The sequence below is a fragment of the Pseudoalteromonas sp. QJM3NY_12 genome (genome assembly GCF_056173165.1).
The window spans coordinates 3,210,015-3,235,455 of sequence record NZ_CM149661.1 but is presented as its reverse complement, the minus strand read 5'-3'; the positions used below and the strand labels follow the sequence as shown (position 1 = coordinate 3,235,455).

The 25,441-nt window shown below is 41.1% G+C and carries 26 protein-coding genes; 18 read left to right on the top strand and 8 right to left on the bottom strand.

Annotation, left to right across the window (positions count from 1 at the left end):
• Nucleotides 1-287 precede the first annotated feature (287 nt).
• The 5 genes from leuA to AC0VZ5_RS15125 all read left to right on the top strand — a co-directional run bounded on the left by leuA (nt 288) and on the right by AC0VZ5_RS15125 (nt 5,705).
• Complete coding sequence (gene leuA, locus AC0VZ5_RS15145) at nt 288-1,841, top strand: 2-isopropylmalate synthase (RefSeq protein WP_010392352.1); 1,554 nt, start codon at nt 288-290, stop codon at nt 1,839-1,841.
• A complete protein-coding gene (gene leuB, locus AC0VZ5_RS15140) occupies nt 1,838-2,914 on the top strand; it encodes a 3-isopropylmalate dehydrogenase (protein ID WP_475473520.1) in 1,077 nt (358 codons plus the stop codon). The genes leuA and leuB overlap by 4 nt, the downstream gene beginning before the upstream one ends.
• A gap of 56 nt (nt 2,915-2,970) precedes the next feature.
• The gene (leuC, locus tag AC0VZ5_RS15135; protein WP_475473518.1) at nt 2,971-4,371 is read left to right on the top strand and encodes a 3-isopropylmalate dehydratase large subunit; all 1,401 of its coding nucleotides are present in this window, start codon (nt 2,971-2,973) and stop codon (nt 4,369-4,371) included.
• The gene (gene leuD, locus AC0VZ5_RS15130; protein ID WP_198522182.1) at nt 4,371-4,970 is read left to right on the top strand and encodes a 3-isopropylmalate dehydratase small subunit; all 600 of its coding nucleotides are present in this window, start codon (nt 4,371-4,373) and stop codon (nt 4,968-4,970) included. Before leuC ends, leuD begins: the two co-directional genes overlap by 1 nt.
• A 138-nt stretch (nt 4,971-5,108) precedes the next feature.
• On the top strand, nt 5,109-5,705 hold the full coding sequence (locus AC0VZ5_RS15125) for a hypothetical protein (RefSeq protein ID WP_475473516.1): 597 nt from the start codon (nt 5,109-5,111) through the stop codon (nt 5,703-5,705).
• 67 nt (nt 5,706-5,772) lie between these two features.
• On the opposite strand, the gene AC0VZ5_RS15120 is transcribed toward AC0VZ5_RS15125, so the two are convergent.
• A complete protein-coding gene (locus tag AC0VZ5_RS15120; protein ID WP_475473514.1) occupies nt 5,773-6,153 on the bottom strand; it encodes a hypothetical protein in 381 nt (126 codons plus the stop codon).
• A 95-nt stretch (nt 6,154-6,248) separates the two neighbouring features.
• Here AC0VZ5_RS15120 and AC0VZ5_RS15115 point away from each other — a divergent pair, with 95 nt between their 5' ends.
• Entirely contained in the window at nt 6,249-6,692 is a 444-nt protein-coding gene (locus AC0VZ5_RS15115; RefSeq protein WP_464710832.1) for a tellurite resistance TerB family protein, read from the top strand.
• Nucleotides 6,693-6,699: 7 nt separating this feature from the next.
• Here AC0VZ5_RS15115 and AC0VZ5_RS15110 read toward each other — a convergent pair whose 3' ends face one another.
• On the bottom strand, nt 6,700-7,266 hold the full coding sequence (locus AC0VZ5_RS15110) for an NADPH-dependent FMN reductase (protein WP_138608382.1): 567 nt from the start codon (nt 7,264-7,266) through the stop codon (nt 6,700-6,702).
• Between the two features lie 117 nt (nt 7,267-7,383).
• Between AC0VZ5_RS15110 and AC0VZ5_RS15105 the strand changes: the two genes are divergently transcribed.
• Nucleotides 7,384-8,280 carry a LysR family transcriptional regulator gene (locus AC0VZ5_RS15105; protein ID WP_178956747.1) on the top strand — a complete coding sequence of 299 codons (897 nt, stop codon included), beginning with the start codon at nt 7,384-7,386 and terminating at the stop codon, nt 8,278-8,280.
• A 5-nt stretch (nt 8,281-8,285) separates the two neighbouring features.
• Here the strand turns inward: AC0VZ5_RS15105 and norR are convergent, their stop codons facing one another.
• The gene (norR, locus tag AC0VZ5_RS15100) at nt 8,286-9,851 is read right to left on the bottom strand and encodes a nitric oxide reductase transcriptional regulator NorR (RefSeq protein ID WP_475474762.1); all 1,566 of its coding nucleotides are present in this window, start codon (nt 9,849-9,851) and stop codon (nt 8,286-8,288) included.
• A 428-nt stretch (nt 9,852-10,279) separates the two neighbouring features.
• Between norR and AC0VZ5_RS15095 the strand changes: the two genes are divergently transcribed.
• Together AC0VZ5_RS15095 and hmpA are read left to right on the top strand one after the other, a co-directional pair.
• Nucleotides 10,280-11,512 carry an NnrS family protein gene (locus tag AC0VZ5_RS15095; RefSeq protein ID WP_475473511.1) on the top strand — a complete coding sequence of 411 codons (1,233 nt, stop codon included), beginning with the start codon at nt 10,280-10,282 and terminating at the stop codon, nt 11,510-11,512.
• A 20-nt stretch (nt 11,513-11,532) separates the two neighbouring features.
• On the top strand, nt 11,533-12,714 hold the full coding sequence (hmpA, locus tag AC0VZ5_RS15090) for an NO-inducible flavohemoprotein (protein WP_475473509.1): 1,182 nt from the start codon (nt 11,533-11,535) through the stop codon (nt 12,712-12,714).
• Nucleotides 12,715-12,721: 7 nt separating this feature from the next.
• Here the strand turns inward: hmpA and AC0VZ5_RS15085 are convergent, their stop codons facing one another.
• Nucleotides 12,722-13,375 carry an endonuclease gene (locus tag AC0VZ5_RS15085; RefSeq protein WP_475473507.1) on the bottom strand — a complete coding sequence of 218 codons (654 nt, stop codon included), beginning with the start codon at nt 13,373-13,375 and terminating at the stop codon, nt 12,722-12,724.
• A gap of 91 nt (nt 13,376-13,466) precedes the next feature.
• Nucleotides 13,467-14,174: a hypothetical protein gene (locus AC0VZ5_RS15080; RefSeq protein ID WP_475473506.1), complete on the bottom strand. Its 708-nt coding sequence runs from the start codon at nt 14,172-14,174 to the stop codon at nt 13,467-13,469.
• 246 nt (nt 14,175-14,420) lie between these two features.
• On the opposite strand from AC0VZ5_RS15080, the gene AC0VZ5_RS15075 reads away from it, so the two are divergent.
• Nucleotides 14,421-14,801 (top strand): hypothetical protein, encoded by a 381-nt coding sequence (locus tag AC0VZ5_RS15075; RefSeq protein WP_008114170.1) that lies wholly within the window; start codon nt 14,421-14,423, stop codon nt 14,799-14,801.
• Nucleotide 14,802: 1 nt separating this feature from the next.
• Here AC0VZ5_RS15075 and AC0VZ5_RS15070 read toward each other — a convergent pair whose 3' ends face one another.
• Both AC0VZ5_RS15070 and AC0VZ5_RS15065 read right to left on the bottom strand, forming a co-directional pair.
• Nucleotides 14,803-15,246, bottom strand: a complete 444-nt coding sequence (locus AC0VZ5_RS15070; RefSeq protein ID WP_138608368.1) for a PaaI family thioesterase — start codon at nt 15,244-15,246, stop codon at nt 14,803-14,805.
• A 150-nt stretch (nt 15,247-15,396) separates the two neighbouring features.
• Nucleotides 15,397-16,887 (bottom strand): M12 family metallo-peptidase, encoded by a 1,491-nt coding sequence (locus tag AC0VZ5_RS15065; RefSeq protein ID WP_475473504.1) that lies wholly within the window; start codon nt 16,885-16,887, stop codon nt 15,397-15,399.
• Nucleotides 16,888-17,457: 570 nt separating this feature from the next.
• On the opposite strand from AC0VZ5_RS15065, the gene lexA reads away from it, so the two are divergent.
• The 5 genes from lexA to AC0VZ5_RS15040 all read left to right on the top strand — a co-directional run bounded on the left by lexA (nt 17,458) and on the right by AC0VZ5_RS15040 (nt 22,988).
• Nucleotides 17,458-18,075 (top strand): transcriptional repressor LexA, encoded by a 618-nt coding sequence (gene lexA / locus AC0VZ5_RS15060; RefSeq protein WP_010392379.1) that lies wholly within the window; start codon nt 17,458-17,460, stop codon nt 18,073-18,075.
• Between the two features lie 737 nt (nt 18,076-18,812).
• Entirely contained in the window at nt 18,813-19,955 is a 1,143-nt protein-coding gene (gene coxB, locus AC0VZ5_RS15055; protein WP_475473502.1) for a cytochrome c oxidase subunit II, read from the top strand.
• A complete protein-coding gene (gene ctaD / locus AC0VZ5_RS15050; RefSeq protein ID WP_290167391.1) occupies nt 19,955-21,547 on the top strand; it encodes a cytochrome c oxidase subunit I in 1,593 nt (530 codons plus the stop codon). Before coxB ends, ctaD begins: the two co-directional genes overlap by 1 nt.
• Entirely contained in the window at nt 21,547-22,077 is a 531-nt protein-coding gene (locus AC0VZ5_RS15045; RefSeq protein WP_464710842.1) for a cytochrome c oxidase assembly protein, read from the top strand. The genes ctaD and AC0VZ5_RS15045 overlap by 1 nt, the downstream gene beginning before the upstream one ends.
• Nucleotides 22,078-22,112: 35 nt before the next feature.
• Nucleotides 22,113-22,988, top strand: a complete 876-nt coding sequence (locus tag AC0VZ5_RS15040) for a cytochrome c oxidase subunit 3 (RefSeq protein WP_010392387.1) — start codon at nt 22,113-22,115, stop codon at nt 22,986-22,988.
• Here AC0VZ5_RS15040 and AC0VZ5_RS15035 read toward each other — a convergent pair.
• Complete coding sequence (locus AC0VZ5_RS15035) at nt 22,888-23,199, bottom strand: DUF2909 family protein (RefSeq protein ID WP_475473499.1); 312 nt, start codon at nt 23,197-23,199, stop codon at nt 22,888-22,890. The genes AC0VZ5_RS15040 and AC0VZ5_RS15035 overlap by 101 nt on opposite strands.
• A gap of 13 nt (nt 23,200-23,212) precedes the next feature.
• Here AC0VZ5_RS15035 and AC0VZ5_RS15030 point away from each other — a divergent pair, with 13 nt between their 5' ends.
• Genes AC0VZ5_RS15030 through AC0VZ5_RS15020 form a run of 3 tightly spaced genes read left to right on the top strand, consistent with a single transcriptional unit; the run spans nt 23,213 to nt 25,439 of the window.
• Nucleotides 23,213-23,953: an SURF1 family protein gene (locus tag AC0VZ5_RS15030; protein WP_475473497.1), complete on the top strand. Its 741-nt coding sequence runs from the start codon at nt 23,213-23,215 to the stop codon at nt 23,951-23,953.
• A complete protein-coding gene (locus AC0VZ5_RS15025; RefSeq protein ID WP_054202823.1) occupies nt 23,943-24,437 on the top strand; it encodes a hypothetical protein in 495 nt (164 codons plus the stop codon). The genes AC0VZ5_RS15030 and AC0VZ5_RS15025 overlap by 11 nt, the downstream gene beginning before the upstream one ends.
• A 12-nt stretch (nt 24,438-24,449) precedes the next feature.
• On the top strand, nt 24,450-25,439 hold the full coding sequence (locus AC0VZ5_RS15020) for a COX15/CtaA family protein (protein ID WP_054202824.1): 990 nt from the start codon (nt 24,450-24,452) through the stop codon (nt 25,437-25,439).
• The last annotated feature ends 2 nt before the right edge of the window (nt 25,440-25,441 follow it).

The following is a 25,441-nucleotide window of genomic DNA, read 5'->3' as shown; positions in this document are numbered from 1 at the left end:
AATCCCCAGAAAGTCCCCTTTAATTGTTTTTTTGGTGTTTTTATGCTTGCGCCAACTGCGTTGCAATGATAAAAATAAGCCTCATTGGACACACACACACAAGAAAACAGATGCAAACTATTCGCTTAATTACACTAAACCTAAACCTCTTACTGCTGTGGCAAGTGAGCGGGGATTAGTGTGTTTGCATTGAGCTAAACATTAAAAACCCCGCAACCGCGGGGTTTTTTTTATCTCGCTGCAGGGATAAATCGAAATTTGGGTAATACAGGAATTGAGGGGCAGTTATGCAACAGCAAGATAAAGTATGGATTTTTGATACCACCTTACGTGATGGTGAGCAGGCACTAAAAGCAAGCCTAACAGAAGACGATAAAGTTCAACTGGCGCATACCATTAGCCGCTTAAATGTGGATGTAATGGAAGTGGGGTTTCCGGTGTCGAGCCCAGCTGACTTTCGCTCAGTGCAACGTATTGCCACCGAGGTTAAAGGCCCTATTATTTGTGGCTTAGCTCGCTCGGTTGCCAAAGATATCGAGGCCTGTGGCGATGCGCTGCGCGCTGCACAGCAAAGCCGTATTCATACTTTTATTGCCACCAGCCCGCTTCATCTTGAACACAAGTTGCGTATGAGTCTTGATGATGCCACTGCAATGGCTGTTAAATCTATTAAATTAGCGCGTAACTATACCGATGATGTTGAGTTTTCGTGTGAAGATGCTGGGCGTACACCGCATTGGGATTTATGCAAAATTGTTGAGCAAGCAATTAATGCCGGTGCATCAACAATTAATTTGCCTGATACAGTCGGTTTTGTAACTCCAGATGAATACGCAGCAATGATCCGTCATTTAATGAATAACGTGCCAAATATAGATAAAGCGCGTTTAAGTGTGCATTGCCACAACGATTTAGGTTTAGCCGTTGCCAACTCCGTGGCCGCAGTGCAAGCCGGTGCACGCCAAATTGAATGCACCATTAATGGTATAGGTGAGCGTGCGGGGAACTGTTCACTTGAAGAAGTGGCAATGATCATGAAAATGCGTAAAGACCACTTAAACGTATATACCGACATAAAAAGCGAAGAAATTTATCGCGCCTCTCGTCAAGTGGCCAAGATTTGTAATATGCCGGTACAGCCAAATAAAGCGATTGTTGGCGAAAATGCGTTTGCTCACAGCTCAGGTATTCATCAAGACGGTGTATTAAAAGCGCAAAACACTTATGAAATTATGTCACCAGAAAGTGTTGGCGTACCAAGTAACCAATTAAATATGACCTCACGTTCAGGCCGTCATGTTATAGAACACCGCTTAGAAGAATTAGGCTATCAAAAATCAGATTACGACATGGATAGCTTATACCAAAGTTTCGTTGCGCTGGCTGATCAAAAAGGCACAGTATACGACTACGACCTAGAGGCCATGATTTACTTTAATCAAATTAACGACAAAGACGAAAAGTACCAGTTAGAGTTTGTTAACTCTGCGTCTAATTCACAATCGGTGGCCAGCTCAACCATAGGCTTGCTGATTGATGGCGAAGCAAAACAAGAAGCGGCCACAGGTAATGGCCCAGTTGAAGCTTCGTTTGCTGCTATTGAGCGCTTAACAGGTATGAGCGTTGAAATGATTGAATACAATTTAGAGGCAACCGGCCAAGGCGCCAGCTCATTAGGGCAAGTGAATATTATTGCTAAATATGATGGTCGTCCCTATCACGGTGCTGGTATTGCGGCCGATGTGGTCGAAGCCTCTGTTCGAGCTATGGTTCGGGTTTATAACTTAATTTATCGAGCACAAAAAGTGTCTGATTTAAAACAACAAAGGAAAGCAGGATGAGTAGAACACATTACAGCGTTGCCGTATTAGCAGGCGACGGTATTGGCCCAGAAGTTATGGCAGCTGCAGAGCAAGTACTTGACGCAGTCAGTGATAAATTTGGTTTTACTCTGAACCGTGAGCATCACGCGATTGGCGGCGCAGCCATTGATGAATTTGGCAAAGCACTTCCTGATACAACTTTAAAAGCCTGTGAAAACGCCGATGCTATTTTATTTGGTTCAGTGGGCGGTCCTAAGTGGGAAAACTTGCCACCGAATGAGCAGCCAGAGCGCGCGTCATTGTTACCACTACGCAAACATTTTGGTTTGTTTTGTAACTTACGCCCAGCTCAATTGTTACCCGCATTGAGCGCTGCATCACCACTTCGTGCTGATATTAGCGAAAAAGGCTTTGATATTTTGTGTGTGCGTGAGCTAACCGGCGGTATTTATTTTGGTGAAAAAGGTCGCAGTGGCGAAGGTGCTGAAGAAGCGGCATTTGACACCCAAACATACTCGCGTAAAGAAATTGAGCGTATTGCACGTTTTGCTTTTGAGGCCGCTAAATTGCGCAGCAATCATGTAACCTCGGTTGATAAAGCCAATGTTTTAGCATCGAGTGTACTTTGGCGTGAAGTAGTCACCGAAGTGAGTAAAGAGTTTCCTGAGGTGAGCTTAGATTATATTTATGTAGATAATGCAGCGATGCAGCTAGTTAAACAGCCTAGCCAGTTTGATGTATTACTGTGCGATAACTTATTTGGCGACATTTTATCTGACGAATGCGCGATGATCACCGGCTCAATGGGGCTATTACCTTCGGCTAGCTTAAATCAATCAGGCTTTGGCTTGTATGAACCCGCGGGTGGCTCAGCGCCCGATATCGCCGGAAAAGGGGTTGCTAACCCTATTGCACAAATTTTAAGTGCCGCATTAATGTTACGTTATTCGTTAGGACAAGATGAAGCGGCTCGCACCATTGAAAAAGCAGTTGCAGAGGCGGTTGAAGCAGGTGTGGGGACACCTGATATTTATCCGCAGGGCGGCTATACCACCACCGATGTTGCAGCGGCTATTGTTTCACGCATTTAACTATTAAAGCCACAGCACCGTTAGGCTGTGGCTCAATCAGATCAGGGAGTTAGCAAGTGGCTCAAACTTTATACAATAAAATTTGGCAAGCACATACGGTTGCCAGCATCAACGAGCAAACCGATTTACTTTATATTGACCGTCATTTAGTTCATGAAGTGACGTCACCACAAGCATTTGCAGGTTTACGTGAAAAAAATCGTAAAGTGCGCTGTCCAGAAAAAACCATTGCTACCATGGATCATAATGTTTCAACTAAAAGCCGTTCATTAGATGCAGCCAGCGAAGTCTCTAAAAATCAACTAATGGCACTGGATGTAAACTGCAAAGAATTTGGCATTTTGCTGTACGACCTAAATTCAGTAAATCAAGGTATTGTGCATGTGATTGGCCCAGAGCAAGGGATCACCTTACCAGGTACAACCATCGTATGTGGCGATAGTCATACCTCAACCCATGGCGCGTTTGGAGCGCTTGCCCATGGTATTGGAACCTCAGAAGTTGAGCACGTATTAGCTACGCAAACGCTACAGCAAAAAAAGGCTAAGTCGTTAAAAATTCAAATTAACGGTGTGTTACGCCCAACAGTAACTGCTAAAGATTTAATTATGGCGGTTATAGGTAAACTAGGCACTGCTGGTGGTACGGGTTATGTGGCTGAATTTTGTGGTGAAGGCATAGAGGCGCTTTCGATGGAAGCGCGTATGACGTTGTGTAACATGAGTATTGAAATGGGTGCCAAGGCAGGTTTAATTGCCCCGGACAAGGTAACGTATGACTACTTAAAAGGGCGCCCGTTTGCACCAAAAGGCGCTGATTTTGACGCCGCTGTTGCCTACTGGGAAACTTTAAAAACTGATGATGGCGCAACCTTTGACTTAGAGGTAGAGTTAGATGCCGTTAATATTCAACCACAGATCACCTGGGGGACTAACCCAGAGCAAGTGATTGGCGTTGACGAATGTATTCCAGATCCAGACAAAGAAACCGATTTAATTAAAGCTGATGCTATTCGTAGTGCACTTAAATACATGGGTTTAAAAGCGGGCGATAAGTTATCAACTGCCAAAGTAGACACAGTATTTATTGGCTCATGCACCAACAGCCGCATTGAAGATTTACGCGCCGCAGCAAAAATAGTTGAAGGCAAGCAAGTGGTTGCTGGCATTGAAGCATTAATTGTTCCAGGCTCAGGCTTGGTTAAACAACAAGCAGAAGATGAAGGCCTTGCCGACATATTTAAAGCTGCAGGATTTGAATGGCGTGAGCCAGGTTGCTCTATGTGTTTAGCAATGAATGACGACCGTTTAGGCGCAGGTAAACGCTGTGCATCTACATCTAACCGTAATTTTGAAGGACGCCAAGGGCGAGGCGGGCGTACACACTTAGTGAGCCCAGCAATGGCGGCAGCGGCAGCAATACATGGCCACTTTGTTGATATTAGAGGAGAAGCCTAATGAGCATCTATTTTAGTGGCTTAATGGCCCCACTTGATAAAAACAACGTCGATACCGACCAAATTATTCCTAAGCAGTTTTTAACTTCAACCAGCCGTGATGGTTTTGATGCTGCGCTATTTTACGATTGGCGTTATTTAGATAATGGCGAGCCAAACCCTGATTTTATTTTGAACCGTCCTTGCTATCAAGGAGCGCAAATACTACTAACCCGCGATAACTTTGGTTGTGGTTCATCACGTGAGCACGCACCATGGGCGCTTAAACAATACGGTTTTGAAGTGATTTTGGCTGAAAGTTTTGCTGATATTTTCTTTAATAACTGTGGCAATAACCAAATGCTTGCCATTGCACTGCCAGCGCAAATATTAGAAGACTTATTTGTGTTAAGTGAGCAGCATGATGATATTCACATTGATGTGGATTTAGAAAACCAGCAATTGCGCAGTAATAAATTTGCGCCAATCAGCTTTGATATTCGCAAAGACGTGAAAGAGCGTTTATTAAGTGGTTTAGACTTTATTGGTGTAACCGAAACCTTAAATCCGCAAATTGATGCGTTTGAAGCAAAACTTGCCGCTGAGCGTCCTTGGCAGTGAATAATTTAAAAGATACTAGATAGTAAAACGCGGCATAAGTCGCGTTTTTTTATTGCTGTCAGATGCTGTTCATCGTGATTATTGTCTTTGTGTTTGTTTAAACGCTAAGCTAATTTTTTACATGTTTAGGGATACATTATGAAATTATTAACAGCTGCAGCACTAATGCTTGCATCAACCGCTGCATTAGCTCGCCCAGCGCCTTTAGTCTCAATTCCAAGCCATGATGGCTTTTTTGACAACATAGCAGCACATTGCGGTAAAGCTTTTGAGGGTAAAGTAACGGTTGATAATGCCACAGGACCGAGTTCATTTGCCGATAAAAAGTTAGTTATGCATGTGCGTAAGTGTAATGAACGTGAGCTACAAGTGCCGTTTCATGTGGGTGATGATGCCTCACGTACGTGGATCATTACTAAAACAGGCAGTGGATTGAGTCTAAAGCACGATCACCGCCATAAAGATGGCAGTGATGATGTATCAACTATGTATGGTGGCCATACGCTTGATGCGGGGTTTGCTAACATGCAGTCATTCCCTGCTGATCAGTATTCAAAAGAGTTATTTGTTAGCCAAGGCATACCACAATCGGTTGGCAATACATGGCAAATGTATATTTACCCTGAAAAGTTCACTTACCGACTCATTCGCCAAGGTCGCGAATTCCGCGTTGATTTTGATTTAACTAAGCCTATCACACCACCGGCTGCACCATGGGGATATGGTGTTAACTAATCTTTTTTTATATTAAAACCACTGGCTGTTTTAACGCTCAGTGGTTTTATGGAAGCATAACGAGGTGTTATTTCTTTGAGGTTTTTTCTGCAGGCATTTCACACTGCACAAATACACTCAGTGGTGGCTGATAAGCGCGTGGTTTAGTTGGAAAACGTTCATACTCTTGCACCCCTTCGGTTACTTTTAACATAAAAGGGTTATCGCGACATAAGCGGTTAGCGTGGCGCAATAAAAACACACTTTGGTTTTTAAAATGTGGGTAGTCATCAGATTGGATCTCTAGATGATAGTTGTTAGTGTCTATTTGAGTTTGTTTGTAATGCACCTTTTCATCAAAGTCATATAGCCGCTGCATTTCAGTTTGTTCTGCCGACACATTCAAACATGCTGCTAAAAACACCCAGCTAATACTTCCATATAGATAATGATTAGCTTTTCTACTCATAAACCTTTAACTCCATCTTGATATTGGGTAGTGTGATCAGCATATCTATTACACCCGTTATTATATAAGTCTAACACCCAAAAAGGGGAAATGTGATGTTCAAGCAAATTAAACAGCTTTTTTCGAGTATTGATCAGCAAGATTATGATATTGAACAACATGATTTAAAAACAGCGGTTGCCGCGTTATTAATTGAAGTAATGCGAGCGGATAATGATTTACAGGCAGATGAACAACATACGCTAAGTCTGACATTAAAAAAATATTTTGATTTAACTGATGAAGCAGTAGATGAGTTAACCGAACAAGCAAGCTCAAGTTTAGATGATGCCATTGATTATTTTCAATTTTCTAAGCAAATTAATAATCAATGCAGTGCACAGCAACGTATTGATATAGTTGAGCTACTTTGGCGCTTGGCGTACGCGGATGGTGAACTTGATCCTCAAGAAGAGTACGTTATTCGTCGTGTTGCAAACTTGTTGTATGTTACCCATGAAGACTTTATTGCTGCAAAGCTTGCAGCAATAAAGTTATAGCCGCTGCTTATTTTAGCTTACTTGCTACGCTAACTAACTGCTGTGCAAGGCCGGCCACTTTTTCAGCGGTAGCGGGGTCGTTAATACGGCCATTTTCGTCTAATAAAGTATGAATAGCCGGTACTGCCAGTTGGTTAGCTAATACTAAGCTGCCAATGCCAGATAAAATATCACGCACGTGATTCAACCCACGTAAGCCGCCAAGTCCACCCGGTGATGCTGCATATAAAGCGGTTACTTTATTTGCAAATGCAGGCTCTGCACCTTGTTCGGTGCGCGACGCCCAATCAATGGCATTTTTTAACACTGCGGTGATAGAACCATTATATTCTGGGCTGGCCAGTAAAATACCATCTGCTGTGCGCAGCTTGTCTTTTAATTGTTGTACGCCGGCCGGTGTGCCTTGTGCTTCTAAATCTTCATCAAACATAGGTATGGCTAAGTCTGCGAGTTTGATCACTTCCACTTCAGCGCCACTTTCTAGTGCAAAACGAGCTGCTTCATTAATAAGTTTTTGATTAAAGCTGTCTTTACGTAAGCTACCTGCTAGGGCAATAATTTTTGGTGTAGTCATGAGCTGATCCTAATGTTGATTGTGTACAGCAGTGACTTTAACAAATAATTGCTTGCAGAAAAGCCAAATAAACGCAAAACTTGTGTGCGTATATGCACAATTTAAAAAGTGGTTACTATGGCAATTCAATTTGATGATTGGCAAGATCTTAAGGTTGCTTATGAGGTGGCGCGTTTAGGCACTTTAACTGCAGCTGCCGAAGCACTAGATATTCATCACAGTACGGTGCTCAGGCGAATAAATAACTTAGAGAAAAGCTTAGATGCGCGATTATTCCACCGACATGCTCGTGGCTACAAAGTCACAGAGATTGGCGCTAAGTTATTTACCACAGCACAAGCAATTAATGGTGAGCTAGAACGCTTACACAGTGACATAATTGCAGCAGATAGTACCTTACAAGGTAGCTTGTTACTTACCACTGTGAGTGGTTTTATAGATGTATTAAGTGAGGTATGTGAGCAGTTTCAGACCTTGCATCCGCAAGTGCAATTACAAGTGATTATGGATCAAAAGCGTTTGCGCTTAGACCATGGCCAAGCACATATCGCTGTAAGAGCAGGGCCCAGGCCGGATGAAGGTGATTATATTGCTCAGCATTTAGCGGCACTCTCGTCAGGATTTTATGCTTCAAAACATTACATAAATCGTTATGGCTTGCCACAAACGTTAGCACAACTCTCGGTGCATAATTTTGTATCAGGAGTCGCGGGTTATAATGGCAAAGTGCCTTATTTTGCGTGGGTTGATGAAAATATTCCCTCGTCGCAAGTTAAACTTAGAGTATCAGAAACCTCAGAGGCTACTCGCGCCATCGTTAAGGGGCTAGGGATTGGCGGATTACAACATGATGTTGCAGCGCAATACTCTGATTTAGTGCCTGTATTACCTAACGAACTAAGTTGGCCTACTGACTTATGGTTAGTGACGCACCATTTAGTGCATCGTACTGCGAAAGTGCAAGCGTTTAGTCAGTTATTAAAAACCTATTTTAAGCAGCGTAAATTAAGTTAAAAAAGCTACAACGACTTTTTTATAGAAATACCCAAGCGCTTGGCTAGCCGCGTTAAGTTAGCGCGGTCGACCTGTAAACTTCGCGCTGTGCTTGCCCAGTTATAATTATGTTGTTTAAGTTGCTGTATAATAAGCTGCTGAGTGTAAGTATCGGTGGCTTGTTTTAACGAAATGTTGTTTGTTAAAGGTGTGGTTGCAAGCTGGTTTGAGTGTTCAAGATCTAAGGTGTTAATAGCGCTTAAATTTAGCTCGCAATGCTCTGGCTCAATAGTAATAATTGGTTGCTGCCATTGATGCTGTTTAGCTTTTAATGCGGCGCGATTAATAACATGTTCCAGCTCTCTTACATTGCCAGGCCAGTCATATTTTTTTAGCAGTAATTGCGTTTCAATGCTGAGTTTTAGCTGTTTAATCGCAAGCTTACGAGCTGTTTTTTCCAAAAAATAACCGGCTAATAAAATAACATCTTCATCACGGGCTTTTAACGGCGCCACGCTTAACGGGTACACACTTAGGCGATGATATAAGTCGGCGCGAAATCGCCCCTGTTCTACTTCGTGTTTCAAATCACGGTTAGTGGCTGCAATCACTCTAACATCAACATATTTAAGTTCGTCTTCACCAACGGTTTGTACTTCGCCACTTTGCAGTACCCGTAATAATTTACTTTGCATTGCCAGTGGTAGCTCGCCTATTTCATCCAAAAATAAGGTACCGCCATCGGCTAATTGAAACTTACCTTGGCGAGCATTTTGTGCCCCCGTAAAGGCGCCTTTTGCATGGCCAAAAAATTCACTTTCGGCGAGGTTTTCAGGCAGTGATGCACAATTTAAATGGATCAATGGCTGATCTTTGCGTGCTGAATGCAAGTGAATATTACGCGCCACCAACTCTTTGCCGACCCCAGTATCACCTAAAATTAATACACTAAAATTAGAGGCTGCAACCAGCTTTATTTCGTTTTTAAGGGTTTGTATTACTGGGCTTTGGCCAATAATTTCACCACCATCACGCTTGAGCGCCTCACGGTTTAACGCTTGTACTAATTCACTTGAGTGCTGGGCATGTTGTTTGTAATGGGCAAGCTCTAGGGCTGTTTTAAAGTGTGCGCTACACAAGGTTTGTAAGGTATTAAGCGTATCAGAGGTAATGCCGTCAAACGCATCAGCGTTTAGGCTATCAAAGGTCAAAATACCAAGCAGCGAATCTTTATCATAAAGCGGTAACCCTAAGCAGGCATGCACTGGAATATCACCCGTTTTAGCTAGTAGTAAGCCGTCATATGGGTCTGGGAGCGGGCTGTCATGTGCAAATTGCAGTGCCAAGCGGTGATTACAAATAGCATCAAGGCGAGGATGCTCTGCAATGTTAAAGCGCCTGCCTAAGCTATCAGGCATTAAACCTTTAATCGCTAAAGGCTTTAATTGCTCGCCTTGGCGAATTAACAAGGCGCTAGCATCACTTGGAATAACACGTTCAACTGTGGCTAAGAGCTGCTCAAAACTGTGGGCATGTAAGGTGCTTTGTGCAAGCTCCAAGGCAACTTGAGTCAGATTGAGTTGTTGGTTCATGTCAAAATGACCTGTTAGTGTATTTAATTGGTTTTTATAGTAGGTCATAAAGACTCTTTTTGTAAAGTGAAATTAAATAACGCGTTGAATTTAAGAGTTTTATTTAATTGGCATGGTCTGTGTAATAACAAAATAACGAAAGCAGTTATTGGAGTTGTTATGAGCAGTATTTTTTTAGGACAGGTTAATTATTCAGTGAAGTCTAATTCTCTGTATTACCGTGTGCTATCTCATGCAAATAAGATGCTATGTATTAGCGTATTTGGGGTGTTGATTACGCTGCTAATAAGTTATCCCTATGCAGGCTACTTTTCTATACTGGTACAAATTTTTGCACATATTAGCACGATTGTTCTCGCGGCTATTATCAAAGTGAGTTACGTACTGCGCTGTGTGGCGCAGCATGGACTGGGGCAGGAGGTGCGCTAATGAAGCCCATAAACTTAGCCGAACCTATGCCAGCGCAGGTCGCATTTCATCAGGTATCACAATGGTCATTATGGATGTTGGCATTTAGACCCTTTTTTTTAGCTGGTGGATCACTAGCGTGTTTGTCTGTGGGTTATTGGTTACTTATTTTAAGTGGCGATGCACAGTGGTATTTAGTTATGCCTGCTAATTTGTGGCATGCACATGAAATGTTATTTGGTTTTGCGGGCGTGGTTGTGGCTGGCTTTTTACTTACTGCAGCACAAACATGGACCGGTGTTGCAAGTATTAACGGTAAACCATTGATGTGGCTTAGCTTAATATGGCTTAGTGCACGGCTTAGTTTTTTTGTAGTTGTGCCTAGCATTGCTCAGTTTAATGTTTATGCGGTACTGATTTTACAAGTTGTTTGGTGGCTCTCGGTAATTATAGTGTTAGCCAGCATGTTGATAAAAGCGAGCAGTAAACGCAACTACTTGTTTTTATTTATTCTTTCATTTTTATGTACGCTCAACACGTTGTATTTAATACTAGTGCTAAAAAACCAAACGCAGTTAGCGCTGGCGATGGTTGATACCGCAGTACTGGTTATAAGCTTCTTGGTGGGGGTTGTAGCTGGGCGTGTATTACCCTTTTTTACCGCCAAAGGGTTGGGCTTATCTAAGCAGGTACGCACACCAAACATAGATAAAGCTATTTTATACTTATCGGTATTGGCGATAGCATTATTTTTTATTAGTAAATTATATTTCACTGTAATTAACCCGGCACTAGTTGTGATGAGTGCAGCGTTTTTGCATTTAGTTCGCGGTGTTTGCTGGTGGAACAAGCAAGTCCTAAAAGTCCCATTATTATGGTCGTTACACTTTGCGTATTTAGCTTTAGGTATAGGTTTAATGTTAGTGGCAATCAGTTTTTATAGCAGTGCAATACTGTTTAAAGACGCGCTGCATTTTATCACTATTGGTGGTATCGGCATGATGATTTTAGCCATGATGACACGGGTATCACTAGGACATACCGGTCGCTCACTTAGTATTCCTGGTTTTATGAATCTTGCATTTGCATTGGTGTTTAGTGCCGCAATTATTCGTGCTTTTCTCCCGTCTTTTATTGGGCCACACCTAGCTTGGCAGATCAGTGCTGTGCTTTGGTTACTGGCCTTTTTATTATTTTTAATTCACTGCACTCCTATATTAACGCGGCGTCGTGTTGATGGGCGTCGTGGTTAGTTCACCCATAGGAAACCAAAATGTTATCTGAAAAAACTATTGAGATTGTAAAAAGTACAGCTCCATTACTTGCAGAAGCGGGCACAGCCGTCACCGATCATTTTTATAAGCGCATGTTTAGCCATAACCCGGAACTTAAACATATTTTTAATATGACTAACCAAGAAACGGGTCGTCAGCAATTTGCATTATTTAACGCCTTGGCTGCGTATGCGCAAAATATTGATAATTTAGCCGTGTTAAAAGAGGCATTAGCAAGAATTAACCATAAGCATACCAGCTTGAATATTTTACCCGAACATTACCCTATTGTAGGGGCGCATTTGATCGGCACACTTAAAGAGCTTATTCCTGATCAGTTTACAGCTGATGTTGAATACGCATGGCGAGAAGCTTATAACCTACTGGCTGATATTTGTATTACCGAAGAAGCAGCGTTGTATGCACACAGTAAAAATAATCAGGGTGGCTGGGTAGGTACACGGAAGTTTGAAATTACTCATAAACATGTTGAGTCTGAATTTGTAACCAGCTTTATCCTCACACCTTTAGACGGCAAAGCTGTTATTTCCCACAAGCCAGGACAATATCTTGGCATTAAAGTTAAGCCTGAGGGGGCAGAATATGAAGAGATCCGCCAGTATTCTATTTCGCAAAAGAGCAATGCTAAAAACTATCGCATTAGCGTTAAAAAAGAGTGCCAACCACAGCCTGGCGTGGTGTCTAACTATTTACACTCACTAGAGCAGGGTGCACGAGTAGAGCTATACCCACCAGCAGGTGATTTCTTTTTGAAAGATGCAGCAAGCCCCGTTGTGCTTATTTCTGCAGGTGTTGGCCAAACTCCAATGATGGCTATGCTACAGACGCTATTGAGCGACAATGCTAATCAAGCGATTAGTTACTTACACGGGTGTGAAAATAGCCATGAGTATTCATTTAAAGACTACCTAGCGCAGCAAACGGCTATGTATCCACAACTAAAAACCTTAACCTGGTTTAATCAAGGTGGTGAGGGATGTGATTACACAGGTCTTATGGATTTATCTGTGCTTGAGGCATCACTGCCTATTAGCGAAGGGGCATTTTATTTGTGTGGACCAGCTTCATTTATGGCTTATGTAAAAGGCCAACTACTTGACTTAGGTGTACAGAGCTCGAATATTCATTACGAAATATTTGGACCACACCAAGCATTATAAACATAAGTTACAGCTTTTTACTGTCGGTGTTTGCGGCATAAGCTTGTTGTTGCCACGCATTAAACAGCTTTTGTTGTTTATTTGATATTTTTAAACCATAAGTTTTTTGCATGTAAGCGTATGCATCAGCAATACGTTTACGTGCATAAACCGGCGGTTCAATAACGCGTTGTTTAAAATTAACCTTAACCTCACAGCGACCATATTGATTAGCATTTTGGGCTAACATGCCAAAGCGATAGTTTGAACGATCAGCGTTAATTTCACCGATTGCGGGAGCTAAATTGTTAATATCAGCTTCCATCATGCGAAACTTTGCACTTACTTTACGGCAATTTTTACGTCCACCATCTTGCCAGCATTGTAACTGATGACCGAACTCCCAAGCGGGTACAATATGTTCCCATTCTATTCGCAGAGCGCGTTGGTTCACGTTACCTGAGCGGGTAAATGTGTTGCGTGGCACATAACCACAATGGGTTGCATCGGGTACTAACTTTTTGCCTTTACGTTTTATGTCGCAACCACAATAGATACTTTTTGCATTGGTTGGTAAGGTTTTAATTAAGTGTTTTTTAGCACTGGAAAAACGAGTAAATTGCTCAGCATTAATAGTAAAGCTGATAACGCAAAGCAATAACGCAAAAATAAAATGCGGCATATCCTATCACTTTAGTGAACTACAGGAGCCGCGATTTTAAAGAGAATAACCTAAATGGTAAATCAGTTTTCTGTACAACCTGCTTAAAAACTCAGGATAGCTTACGTTTTCTTGTTCTTAATCGGATGTTTTGCAGTAATAAAATAAAACCAGTAAAACTAAAAAACACACTGCTGGCAGCAAAACTAATGAGTAACGGGTTGTTAAAATCCTCGCGCTCATCGTAATCCATAATATGTAGCATCCAAAAGAAGTCAAACACTCGCCAAATATCACTGCGAACAGTAATCACTTTACCTGTGTCTGATGACAAATAGAGGGTGGTGTTAAATGTATCGTTAAATTTCACTTGCCATATATTTGTTTTATAACCGCTTTCTCGTGGGCCTGTAGCTAATAAAGCAGCGCTTACTCGTTGAGCATTAATAAGTAAGTGTGCGTGTGCATTAGCAATAATTTGCTGTCTATTAGGTGCTTTAAATGGTTGCCCAGTAATGCCATTAAAACTTTGTTGGCTACCGGCACTGGTTACAGTTATAAGTGGGGTGGATAAAAAATGCGTAAAGATTATTTTAGTCGGGTTGGTTACTTGGGATACGATATCATCAATTGATGCGATGTAATCATGGCTTTTAAAGGGATTGGTTAGGGTGCGTGTTGCTAGGTGCTTACCATGTACTTTTTCAAGCGGAATAGCGCTCATAATTAAACCGCCAAGCAACCAAGCTAAAATTTGTAAACCTAATAAGTAGCCCAACCATTTATGAAGTTTACGTACTGGTTTAAATATTTTTTTCATAGGTGTTTATCTTATTACTTTTAATAAACATTTTACGCGAATGGTAGGCAGGGTGGGTGCGACAAAATGTCGCACTAGTGCATTCAAATTGAGTTTCAGCACAATAGTGCTAATAGTAAGTCGCAATAACACCCTAAAATAAGAGTATTAACTGATAAAGTGTCTATTTATAGGGTGTTGATTTGGTATAACGATAAAACTGCGTTAAAGTTTGCAAGGTAACCATTAGAGGATAAATACGAAACAATGTCGGAAATTCAATTTTTAAATGTAGATCTCGAGCTTGAGTCAAAGCAAGATATTAGCGTATTAGTTGCTGATTTAAAAAAGGTCGCAACCATTTTACATTATGATAAAGACGAATACCGCCAACTGGCACGCATCGAAGTAGCTGGTGAAATAACCACACCCGATAAAGCAATTAATCATTTATGTGAGCTAATTGAGTCGTGTTCACGCAATGCATTAAAGCAATGGTTAAGTTGTTCTCGTAGAACCTTTGATATGGGGTTTGAGTCGGGTACGTCGCCAAAATGTTTTAATCAGGCCCTACATGCAGATACCTTGTTACGCATATCTGCAATTGGCGCAGGCATAGAAGTTACTATTTACCCTCTGGAAAAGTAATTTAACCTTTTCGTTCGACTACGGCTGCGGTCATTCTTGATACGCAGCAAAGCTCATTGCGGCTATTGGTTATTTTAATATCCCAAACCGAGCTGCGTTTACCTATATGATAAGCTTTTGCGGTAGCCGTTAATGTGCCGTTGCGTGACGCTTTTAAGTGGCTGGCGCTGATCTCTTGCCCAACACAATAAAATCGACTGAAATCAACTACAAAGTTAGCGGCATAACTTGCTACGGTTTCAGCAAGGACCACATTGGCACCACCATGCACTATACCCATAGGGTTATGATGCTCTGGAATTGCCGGCATAGTGGCGACTAAGTAGTCATCTCCAATTTCACTGATTTCAATTCCCATGGTCTTCATGAGCGTGCCTTGGCCAGTGATCCCTTGATCTAATTGTTTACAAAACTCTAATGTAATTGGTTGATGCCAAATGCTCATACTCGCTCCTAAAAGAATGTTTAAAAATATAAAATTGAGCTCATATTAAGGTGAAATTTAAATCTTGTCGTGAGTGATAGCAAATAAAATTTTTTTAGCTTAATTTAAGCAGGTCGCCATACTACGACGCCTGCTTATGTAGCTTGCTTATTATTGGTAACTAGCGACCAGTTCTACATTATTATAAGCATCAAAGCCTTTGAGCATGACAGAGTAATTTCCACTGCGAGTATCACTGCAGCTCTCATTATTGCCATTTCTATATGGGCGACAATCAAAATTATTTGTGGATGCCGTTTCGTTAAATTTTACATATATATCAGCATCACCACTACCACCTGATGTTCTAAAAGTAACTTGTGTTGCTTCACTTGGTACTGCAAATGTAAATAATTTTTCGCTATTCTTTGCGCCATTAACCATAATTGCTTGATTATTTTGGAGTACATTGTCACCAGGAATTGGGGGGGTTGAAGATCTAAAGTTTGCAATAATAGGGTTAGTTAAGTTTAACACTCTGGCATTGTTATGTTCTGCCGAAGTCCCCATTACATCTCCATTGTATGATTTATTAGGGTTCGACCAGTAATTAATACGTGTACAATTACCTGGACAATTATATGCCATCACTGAACGCCATTGCGATTGAGGTTGTTGGTAACCATGTCCAAATGAATAAGGAGTTGTTGAAGGATCGTTTTCTGGATTATGGCGAGCGCCTTGTAAGTGCCCAATCTCATGACCAAAGGAATAGTAGCCTGTCGCACAATCATAATCGACCATAGCAAAAGCGCTTTGAGCATTAGCGCCAATGGCTTTGGCCTGGCCACAGTAACCATTGACATCATTTACTAATATAACAACATCTGCACCGAATTGATCGCGTAATGTATGTGCTTCATCCATATAACCATCATTCTTAGCTGCTAAACGATTTAAATCAGTACCTGAGTTTGCAGCTTCAGTATAATTAATTTGGCTCATGTGGGCTACGCTAACAACTGCGTTGACGCCTGAGTTTTGATAACCTTGGTTGGTTTCAACAACCGCAAGATCAATTAAGCTATTTATATCCCCTGATTTTTGAGCTGCTGCTGGGGTATATAAAACTAATAAACTAATATTACTTTGCGTTTCGTTAGCCATTACCGATTGAGTGTTTTGAGCTGTTAAAATTTGTTCACTCATAAACTCCAGGTGATTAGACTGTTTATAGTCGGGAGCATGCTCGGCTGGCTGCTTTTGGGGATCTAATTCAATGAAATTATGACCAGAGTGCTGATTTGGTTGTAATTTATATATCTGTTCACCTACTTTTACAGTACCCGAAATGCCTTTTGCAGATTTAATAAGTGTTATTTCGTCATCTTCTAAACTTTTACCAATCCAAATTAAGCTTCCCGTTGCTGACAAACTTGTTGAACTTTTTATAAATTCAATGTCGTTACCTTTAACAGGTAAAAGAAAGGTATTTGTGCTATTTGTGAGCTCAAAAAGAGGCTGGCCAAACTGTAATTGATTACTTGTTTGTGTGGCCACGCTTTGTGACTCATTAATATATTGCACTTCAAAAAGCGGAACTTGAGCTTGTGTATAGCCGCTGAATAGGAGCCCAATAAATAAAGGTGAGTATTTTTTCATTTCATAGTCCTTTTTGGTTTGTTTTGTCCACATAAAGTGTACACGCTAATATTTTTATTTCAATTAATTAACATTGACACCTATTAAAATTAACTATTGTTGTAAATTTTAAGATACATTTTTTATTTTTACTATTGATGGGTTGCTTTAGGGTCTGTTGACCTTTGCGGATTAAAATTTGTTCATACTAGGGGCGGTTTAATCGCGGCGCGAAGTTTGTAACCTAGTGGGCTAAGTCAAAACCGAGCAACAAAGAGTAAATCGCCCCTAGGCAGAACTCGAAGGGCAGCGCCTGTTTGCATTGATGCTACGTTACCGCCTATTTATGGGGAATAACCACATCACATAGGCGCAGCCTTGCCTAAATACCAAACAGACTGCTGCAAATTCAATCTTGAAAGGTCAACAGACCCTAATCAGTGCAAAAATAATTTTAAGTAGTTAAGAGCGGGTTATATTCTTAGTGCGATAAGCTAATTATTATCAGTGGAGCTAACTTAATTTATATTTGCGATTTTAAAATAACTGTATATACTCACAGTTAATTGTACTGTATGGAAAACCAGTTGTATGCGACCATTAACGAAACGCCAAGCGCAAATACTCGAACTTATCAAAGTGTTTATTAAAGATACTGGTATGCCTCCTACACGTGCCGAAATTGCACAAACACTGGGTTTTAAAAGTGCGAATGCTGCAGAAGAACATTTAAAAGCACTGGCTAAAAAAGGTGTGATTAAAATGAAGCCGGGCGCGAGTCGGGGCATTCAGCTTGTTGAAGAAGAAGAGCCAGAGCAACTGGGCTTACCTTTAATTGGTCGAGTTGCTGCGGGTGAGCCAATATTGGCGCAACAGCATGTAGAAAGCCACTGTAAAATTGACCCTTTAATGTTTAAACCTGCGGCTGATTTTTTACTGCGCGTTAACGGCATGAGTATGAAAGATATTGGCATTATGGATGGCGACTTACTCGCTGTACATAAAACTCAAGTAGCTGAAAATGGTCAGGTTGTTGTTGCTCGAGTGGATGATGATGTTACGGTTAAACGTCTAGAAAAAGCCGGCAGAAAAGTATTACTGCATGCTGAAAATGACGAGTTTTCAGCCATTGAAGTTGATTTGGAAAATGAATCTTTCAATATTGAAGGTTTAGCGGTGGGTGTTATTCGTAACGCTGATTGGATGTGATAGTTAAGCATAACCTAGCGCTTAATATTGATTAGGCGCTGTTTTTACATGCATTATTTTTGTACGATATTGCTTGTGAATCGCTTTTTGTTATTTTTAAAAATCGCTAAATATTTTATAAACAAATTTATTTTAGGGTCTGTTGACCTTTCAAGGTTGAATTTGCAGCAGTCTGTTTGGTATTTAGGCAAGACAGAGCCTATGTGGTGTGGTTATTCCCCATAAATAGGCGATAACGCAGCATCAATGCCAAACAGGCGCTGCCCGAAGGATTCTGCCTAGGGGCGATTTACTCTTTGTTGCTCGGTTTTGACTTAGCCCACTAGGTTACAAACCTCGCGCCGCGATTAAACCGCCCCTAGTTTGAACAAATTTTAATCCGCAAAGGTCAACAGACCCTAGTTATTTTTAAATCATAAAATTTTATATTTTTTCCGCTGTTATTCAAGCTACCCCTTACCAACTCTGACTCTGGGATTAATTACCTCATTAGTTACTATTTTTTTGCTGCACTTTTTTAAGTAACCTCTTGTTTATTTTTCATGCTCACCTTGCTTATTGTTTATTTTTTAACTAGTTATTAAAGAGCTGGAATAAAAATAACTCACAGCCTAATCGTTTTGAGCACACACATTTAGTAACTCCAGCACCCTTATAAAAAATAAAAATAACGAATGGGCGTTTAAGCCGTATGCCTCTTCGCTTTGCGTCAGCAATAGCATCAAAGGAGCCGTCACATGGGTAAGCTGAGTTCTTCCTTGTGGCTTATATTGTTAGTTTTTTCGCAAAATGTGCTTGCTAATAGCCAATATAATATGCGTAAAGGCGTAACTGATATAAGTAATAATGTATATCAACTGCACATGACCATATTTTTAATATGTTGTGTGATTGGGGTGATCGTGTTTGCCATTATGTTTTGGGCACTCATCCATCATCGCAAGTCTAAAGGGGCTGTCCCTGCCCAGTTTCATGAAAGTACCAAAGTAGAAATACTCTGGACTGCCATTCCTTTTATCATCTTAATTGTTATGGCCATTCCTGCGACTAAAACGTTAATCGCCATGGAGGATGCCAGCAAAGCTGATATCACTATAAAAATTACTGGATCACAGTGGAAGTGGCATTACGAGTATATGGGGGAGGACGTTGAGTTTTATTCAATGTTAGCGACTCCTCAAAATGAGATAACGAATCTTGCCGATAAAAACCCGAATTATTTACTCGAAGTAGATAAGCCGCTGGTGCTACCGATTAATCAAAAAGTACGTTTTTTAATGACTTCAGATGATGTAATTCACTCATGGTGGGTACCTGATTTTGCAGTTAAAAAAGATGCAAACCCTGGGTTTATTAACGAAACATGGACCAATATTAATGAAGTAGGTACTTACCGCGGGCAGTGTGCAGAGCTGTGTGGTAAAGATCATGGCTTCATGCCTGTTGTGGTAGAAGCAAAAACAGAAGAAGACTTCAAAACGTGGTTGGCAGAAGCTAAACAAGCTAAACAAAAAGCGGCTGAAGCAGACGCTGCGTTATTAGATCAAGTGGTACCAAAAGAGGAGCTGATGGCTCTTGGTGAGCAAGTTTATATGGCGAGCTGTGCAGCGTGTCATCAACCTACAGGTTTAGGTTTGCCGGGTGTCTTTCCAGCACTTAAAGGCAGCCCAATAGTTATAGGTGATATCAAAGGTCATATCGATATCTTGCTTCATGGTAAACCAGGTACAGCGATGCAGTCTTTCGCAAAGCAATTATCTATTAAGCAGATAGCAGCCGTTATTACTTATAAGCGTAACGCATGGGGTAATGACACCGGAGAGGTAATTCAACCAAGCGAAATACAAGCGGCACTGGATGCTGATGGGGAGGCTAAATAATGAGTAGCATTGCAGAACAACCTAATTCCAATGAGGCTCATCATGGCCATCAACCTGCAACAGGCTTTAAGCGCTGGTTATTTACAACCAACCATAAAGATATCGGAAGCTTATATTTAATTTTTTCTCTCACCATGTTTTTGATTGGTGGAGCAATGGCCATGGTTATTCGGGCTGAGTTATTTCAGCCGGGTTTACAATTGGTTGATCCTCACTTTTTTAATCAAATGACCACAGTGCACGGTTTAATCATGGTGTTTGGTGCAGTAATGCCTGCATTTACTGGATTGGCAAACTGGATGATTCCGTTAATGATTGGTGCGCCAGATATGGCATTACCGAGAATGAACAACTGGAGCTTCTGGATTTTACCATTTGCGTTTTTGATTTTGTTAGCGTCATTGTTTATGCCTGGTGGCGGTCCTGCATTTGGGTGGACCTTTTACGCTCCGCTTTCCACCACTTATAGTAACGACAACACAGCAATGTTTGTATTTGCGGTACATATAATGGGTATCAGTTCGATTATGGGTGCCATTAATGTGGTGGTCACCATAGTGAATATGCGTGCTCCGGGTATGACGTGGATGAAACTGCCGTTATTTGTGTGGACATGGCTGATCACGGCTTTTTTACTTATTGCAGTAATGCCGGTACTTGCTGGTGCAGTTACTATGGTACTCACCGATAAATACTTTGCGACCAGCTTCTTTGATGCCGCTGGTGGTGGTGATCCGGTAATGTTCCAGCATATTTTTTGGTTTTTTGGTCATCCTGAAGTTTATATTATGATTTTGCCTGCCTTTGGCATTATCTCTACGATTGTGCCTACTTTTTCACGTAAAAAACTATTTGGTTATGCTTCTATGGTGTACGCCACTTCCTCGATTGCCTTGTTGAGCTTTATTGTGTGGGCGCATCACATGTTTACCACAGGTATGCCCGTGGCGGGTGAGTTGTTTTTTATGTACGCGACTATGTTGATATCGGTACCTACCGGCGTAAAAGTATTTAACTGGGTAGCAACTATGTGGCGTGGCTCTATTAGCTTTGAAGTGCCCATGCTGTTTAGTATCGCATTTATTGTGCTGTTTACTTTAGGTGGCTTTTCGGGATTGATGTTGGCGATCACACCTGCTGATTTTCAATACCACGACACCTACTTTGTAGTTGCACACTTCCATTATGTGCTGGTGACGGGCGCGGTATTTTCTATTATGGCGGGGGCTTATTATTGGCTGCCAAAATGGACCGGAAATATGTTCAATATTACCTTAGCAAAATGGCATTTTTGGTTGTCCTTGGTAAGTGTAAATGTGCTGTTTTTCCCAATGCATTTTGTGGGGTTAGCCGGTATGCCACGTCGAATTCCAGATTATGCACTGCAGTTTGCTGACTTTAACGCCATTATTAGTATAGGTGGGTTTGCCTTTGGTTTATCGCAATTACTGTTCGTTGTTGTTGTGTATAAATGTGCAAAAGGGGGCGATAAAGTGCCTGCAAAAGTTTGGGATGGGGCAGAAGGGCTTGAATGGGACGTTGATTCACCTGCGCCATATCATACGTTCTCAACGCCGCCGGACATTAAATAATGACTCACTTGCCGTTATTAAAAAAGCTGGTGATTATTTGCATTGCAATGTTTGCTTTTGCATTTGCCATGGTGCCTTTATATGACGTGTTTTGCGATATAACCGGGCTTAATGGTAAGCCCTCGTTAGAGCAAGCACAGCAAAGTACCTTGGTTAATGAGAATAGGGAAGTCAGCGTTAGTTTTACCACGCATGCCCAAAGTGGTGCGCCTTTTGAGGTTAAATCTAAAGAATACAGTGTAGATGTAAAACCAGGGGCTATGCGTGAGGTTATGTTTAGCGCTAAAAACAACAGTAATGAAGACAAAGTGATGCAAGCGATACCCTCGGTAGCGCCGGGTAAAGCGGCTAAGTATTTACACAAAATAGCGTGTTTTTGCTTTGACCAGCAACCTTTGAAGGCTGGCGAGGAGTTAGAGTTTAAATTACTTTTTTATGTTGATACTGAGTTACCTAGTGATGTGGAGGAGTTAACTCTGTCTTATACCGTATTTGATATTAGCGAGAAGTTAGTAGCCAGTAATAACTAGCTTATAAAACTAGTGAAAAACTAGGAGCAAATGAAATGAATCAAAAATATGAACATTATTACGTACCTGATCAAAGCCCATGGCCAATAGTTGGCGCGGTGGCGCTATTTTTTATTGCGGTAGGGGCAGCCTTAACAGTTATGGATATGGGTAAAGAGGGAGGCAGTGGTGTTTACTTACTGTATGTGGGTATTGCCGTATTGCTTTATATGCTGTTTAGCTGGTTTAAAAATGTGATTGAAGAGTCGCATCAAGGTTTATATTCTGCCCAAATGGATCGCTCATTTAGACAAGGTATGAGCTGGTTTATTTTTTCAGAAGTCATGTTTTTTATGGCCTTTTTTGGGGCCCTTTTTTATGCCCGCATGTTTTCTGTGCCTTGGCTTGGAGGCGCCGATAACAACGCCATGACTAACGAAGTGTTATGGCCTACTTTTGAGGCTGTGTGGCCATTGTTAAATACCCCTGGGGGCACCTCTACGCAAGCAATGGGCTGGCAAGGGTTACCACTGATAAATACCCTTATTTTATTAGCTTCGTCGGTAACTCTGCATTTTGCTCATGTAGCGATGGAAAATAACAAACGTACTCCACTTAAGGTGTTTTTAGGCGTAACTATTTTGCTGGGAGTATGCTTTTTAGGGCTCCAAGTAGAAGAATATATTTATGCTTATAATGACCTTAATTTAACCCTTGATGCGGGAATTTACGGTAATACCTTCTTTTTGCTAACCGGTTTTCACGGTATGCATGTCACCTTAGGTACCATTATTTTATTAATCGTTTTCCTACGGATTTTAAAAGGCCACTTTACAAAAAATAAGCACTTCGCGTTTCAAGCTGCGGCGTGGTACTGGCATTTTGTTGATGTTGTTTGGCTATGTTTGTTTGTTTTTGTATATGTACTGTAGTGGGCAAAGGTGATTGATTTGCCGTAATTAAACCGAGCTTTAGTGCGACAATTACCATCACTAATACCACAACAGAAAATAACACTCGACGCCCTAAAAAGTGAGACATGGGGCGTCCATTGGTTTTTCCCGAGACCATAATAAATAAAGCACGAAATAAATTAAACAATATAAATAATAACAGTAGAACAATAATAATTTTAATAATCACTGGATTTACCCTTATGCAGTTAGTTGTATTTAACAAACAAAAGCTTAGCTCAATAATCACAGTTTGCCTGGTTGTTATTGTGGTATTAGTTTGTGTGCGTTTAGGGTTTTGGCAATTACAGCGCGCAGATCAAAAGCAACAACAGCTTAATGCCATTGAAAATATTCAACAGCAAGGAGTTATGAGCTGGGTACAGTTGCAACAACTGCCAAAAGAGTGGAATAAAACCGGGGTATTAGTTTCGTTGAGTGGTTATTTTGATACCAATAATTATTGGCTGCTCGATAACCAAATTTATAATGGTCAGGTTGGTTACGACTTACTGGCATTATTAAAATTAGCTGATGATTCGCGCTTTTTATTAGTTAATTTAGGCTGGGTAAAAGCTGGCAGTTCAAGAGAAATCCTACCAAACGTGACAATACCTAGTGGTAAATTTACGTTAACGGCACAAATTAAAGAAGATAATTTAAGTGGCTTTACCTTAGCTAATAGCAATACTCAGTCAGATTTAGCTAAACGAATTCAAATCATTGATCTGCAATCACTCAGTAGCCAATCCCAGCGAACTTTAGTGGATTTTATGGCCTATCGCCAAGGCGGTGAAGATGAGATTGCGGCCCCCCATTATGAAGCTGTTGTGATGAGTCCAGAAAAACATTATGCCTACTCAGTGCAGTGGTTTTTGATTGCGATTGCCTGTGTGGTAGTTGCTATTTTTGCAAGCAAGAAGAGGATAGATAATGAAAAATAAACCCCTGTTGCTCTTTGTTGTATGCTGCGCTATCCCTTTAGTGCTGGCTTACAGCGCGTTAAAACTAGATTGGCTACCTACAGCAATTACTAACCATGGTGAATTTTTAGAGCGTGAAATTAAGCTAGACAATTGGCAGCAGCATAATCCAAAGCAATGGACCATTGCTTTAAATTATTCAGCACAATGCGAAGAGCCTTGCTCGGAGCAGCTCGCTGCTTTAGATAATTTATATGTTGCCCTTGGCAAAAATCAACACAAAGTAGATATGGCGATAATGGGGAAACCCAAAGCTGCGAAGCCGCATTGGCATATGATTGCTGAACAACAGCAATTAAAACCCGCGAGTTTATATTTAATCGACCATATGGGACTGATTGTGCTGGAATATCCATTTAATCCTCAACCACAAGAAAACCGTTTGATACAAAAGGGATTATTGAAAGATCTAAAAAAATTACTTAATTACTCTCGTTCAAGCTAAGTAGAGGCTGCTATGTATAAAAACTATAAAAATTTGGTATTAGCAACGAGTTTATTCGCATTAGTTGTGGTGGCTCTAGGCGCATATACGCGGTTAAGTGACGCAGGGCTTGGTTGTCCCGATTGGCCTGGTTGTTATGGCTTTTTAACCGTACCAAAACATGAAGCTGAGATTGCGCATGCGATTCAAAGCTACCCCGATATGATATTTGAAACAGCAAAAGCATGGAAAGAAATGATTCATCGCTATTTTGCTGGCACGCTCGGAGTATTAATTTTAGTGTTGTTTATTTTGGCTTTTGTAAAACGCCAGTATCCAACTACGCCTGTAAAATTACCGATGCTACTGCTTTTGCTTGTTATTTTTCAGGCCGCGCTAGGTATGTGGACGGTGACTATGAACCTGCAGCCGTTAATTGTGATGGGGCATTTACTCGGAGGGTTTAGCATTTTGGCGTTATTAACGTTGTTGTACTTAAGGCTGACCAGTCAGCCTATTACGGGTGGGGACGCAGGTGCAAAACCTCACTTTAAACTAAGCTTGGTGGCGCTCACGGTACTTATTTTACAAATCGCTCTAGGTGGCTGGCTAGCGGCTAATTATGCCGCGCCACATTGTAATGGTTTGCCACTATGTAGCTATGCTCAGCCGTTTTCGCTCAGTAGTGTTTTTCAGTTACCGTTAGAGCACAGTAATTATGAGTTTGGCGTGTTATCACAACAAGCGCGTATGTCTATTCATTTACTGCATCGTATGTGGGCATTGGTCACTTGTATTGTGTTGGCACTCGTTATGTGGCGAATATACAGCCATGCCTATTCACAAAAAATCAAAAGCTGCACAGTGAGTGTGTTGGTAGCGTTATTTTGCCAGATAGCGTTGGGGTTAGCTGTAGTATATTTTCACTTTCCGATCAGTGTTGCGCTGGCGCATAACTTAATGGCTGCCATACTGTTATTAACTATGGTTAGGTTATGTTATTACCTAAAAGTCCGTACCTAAAG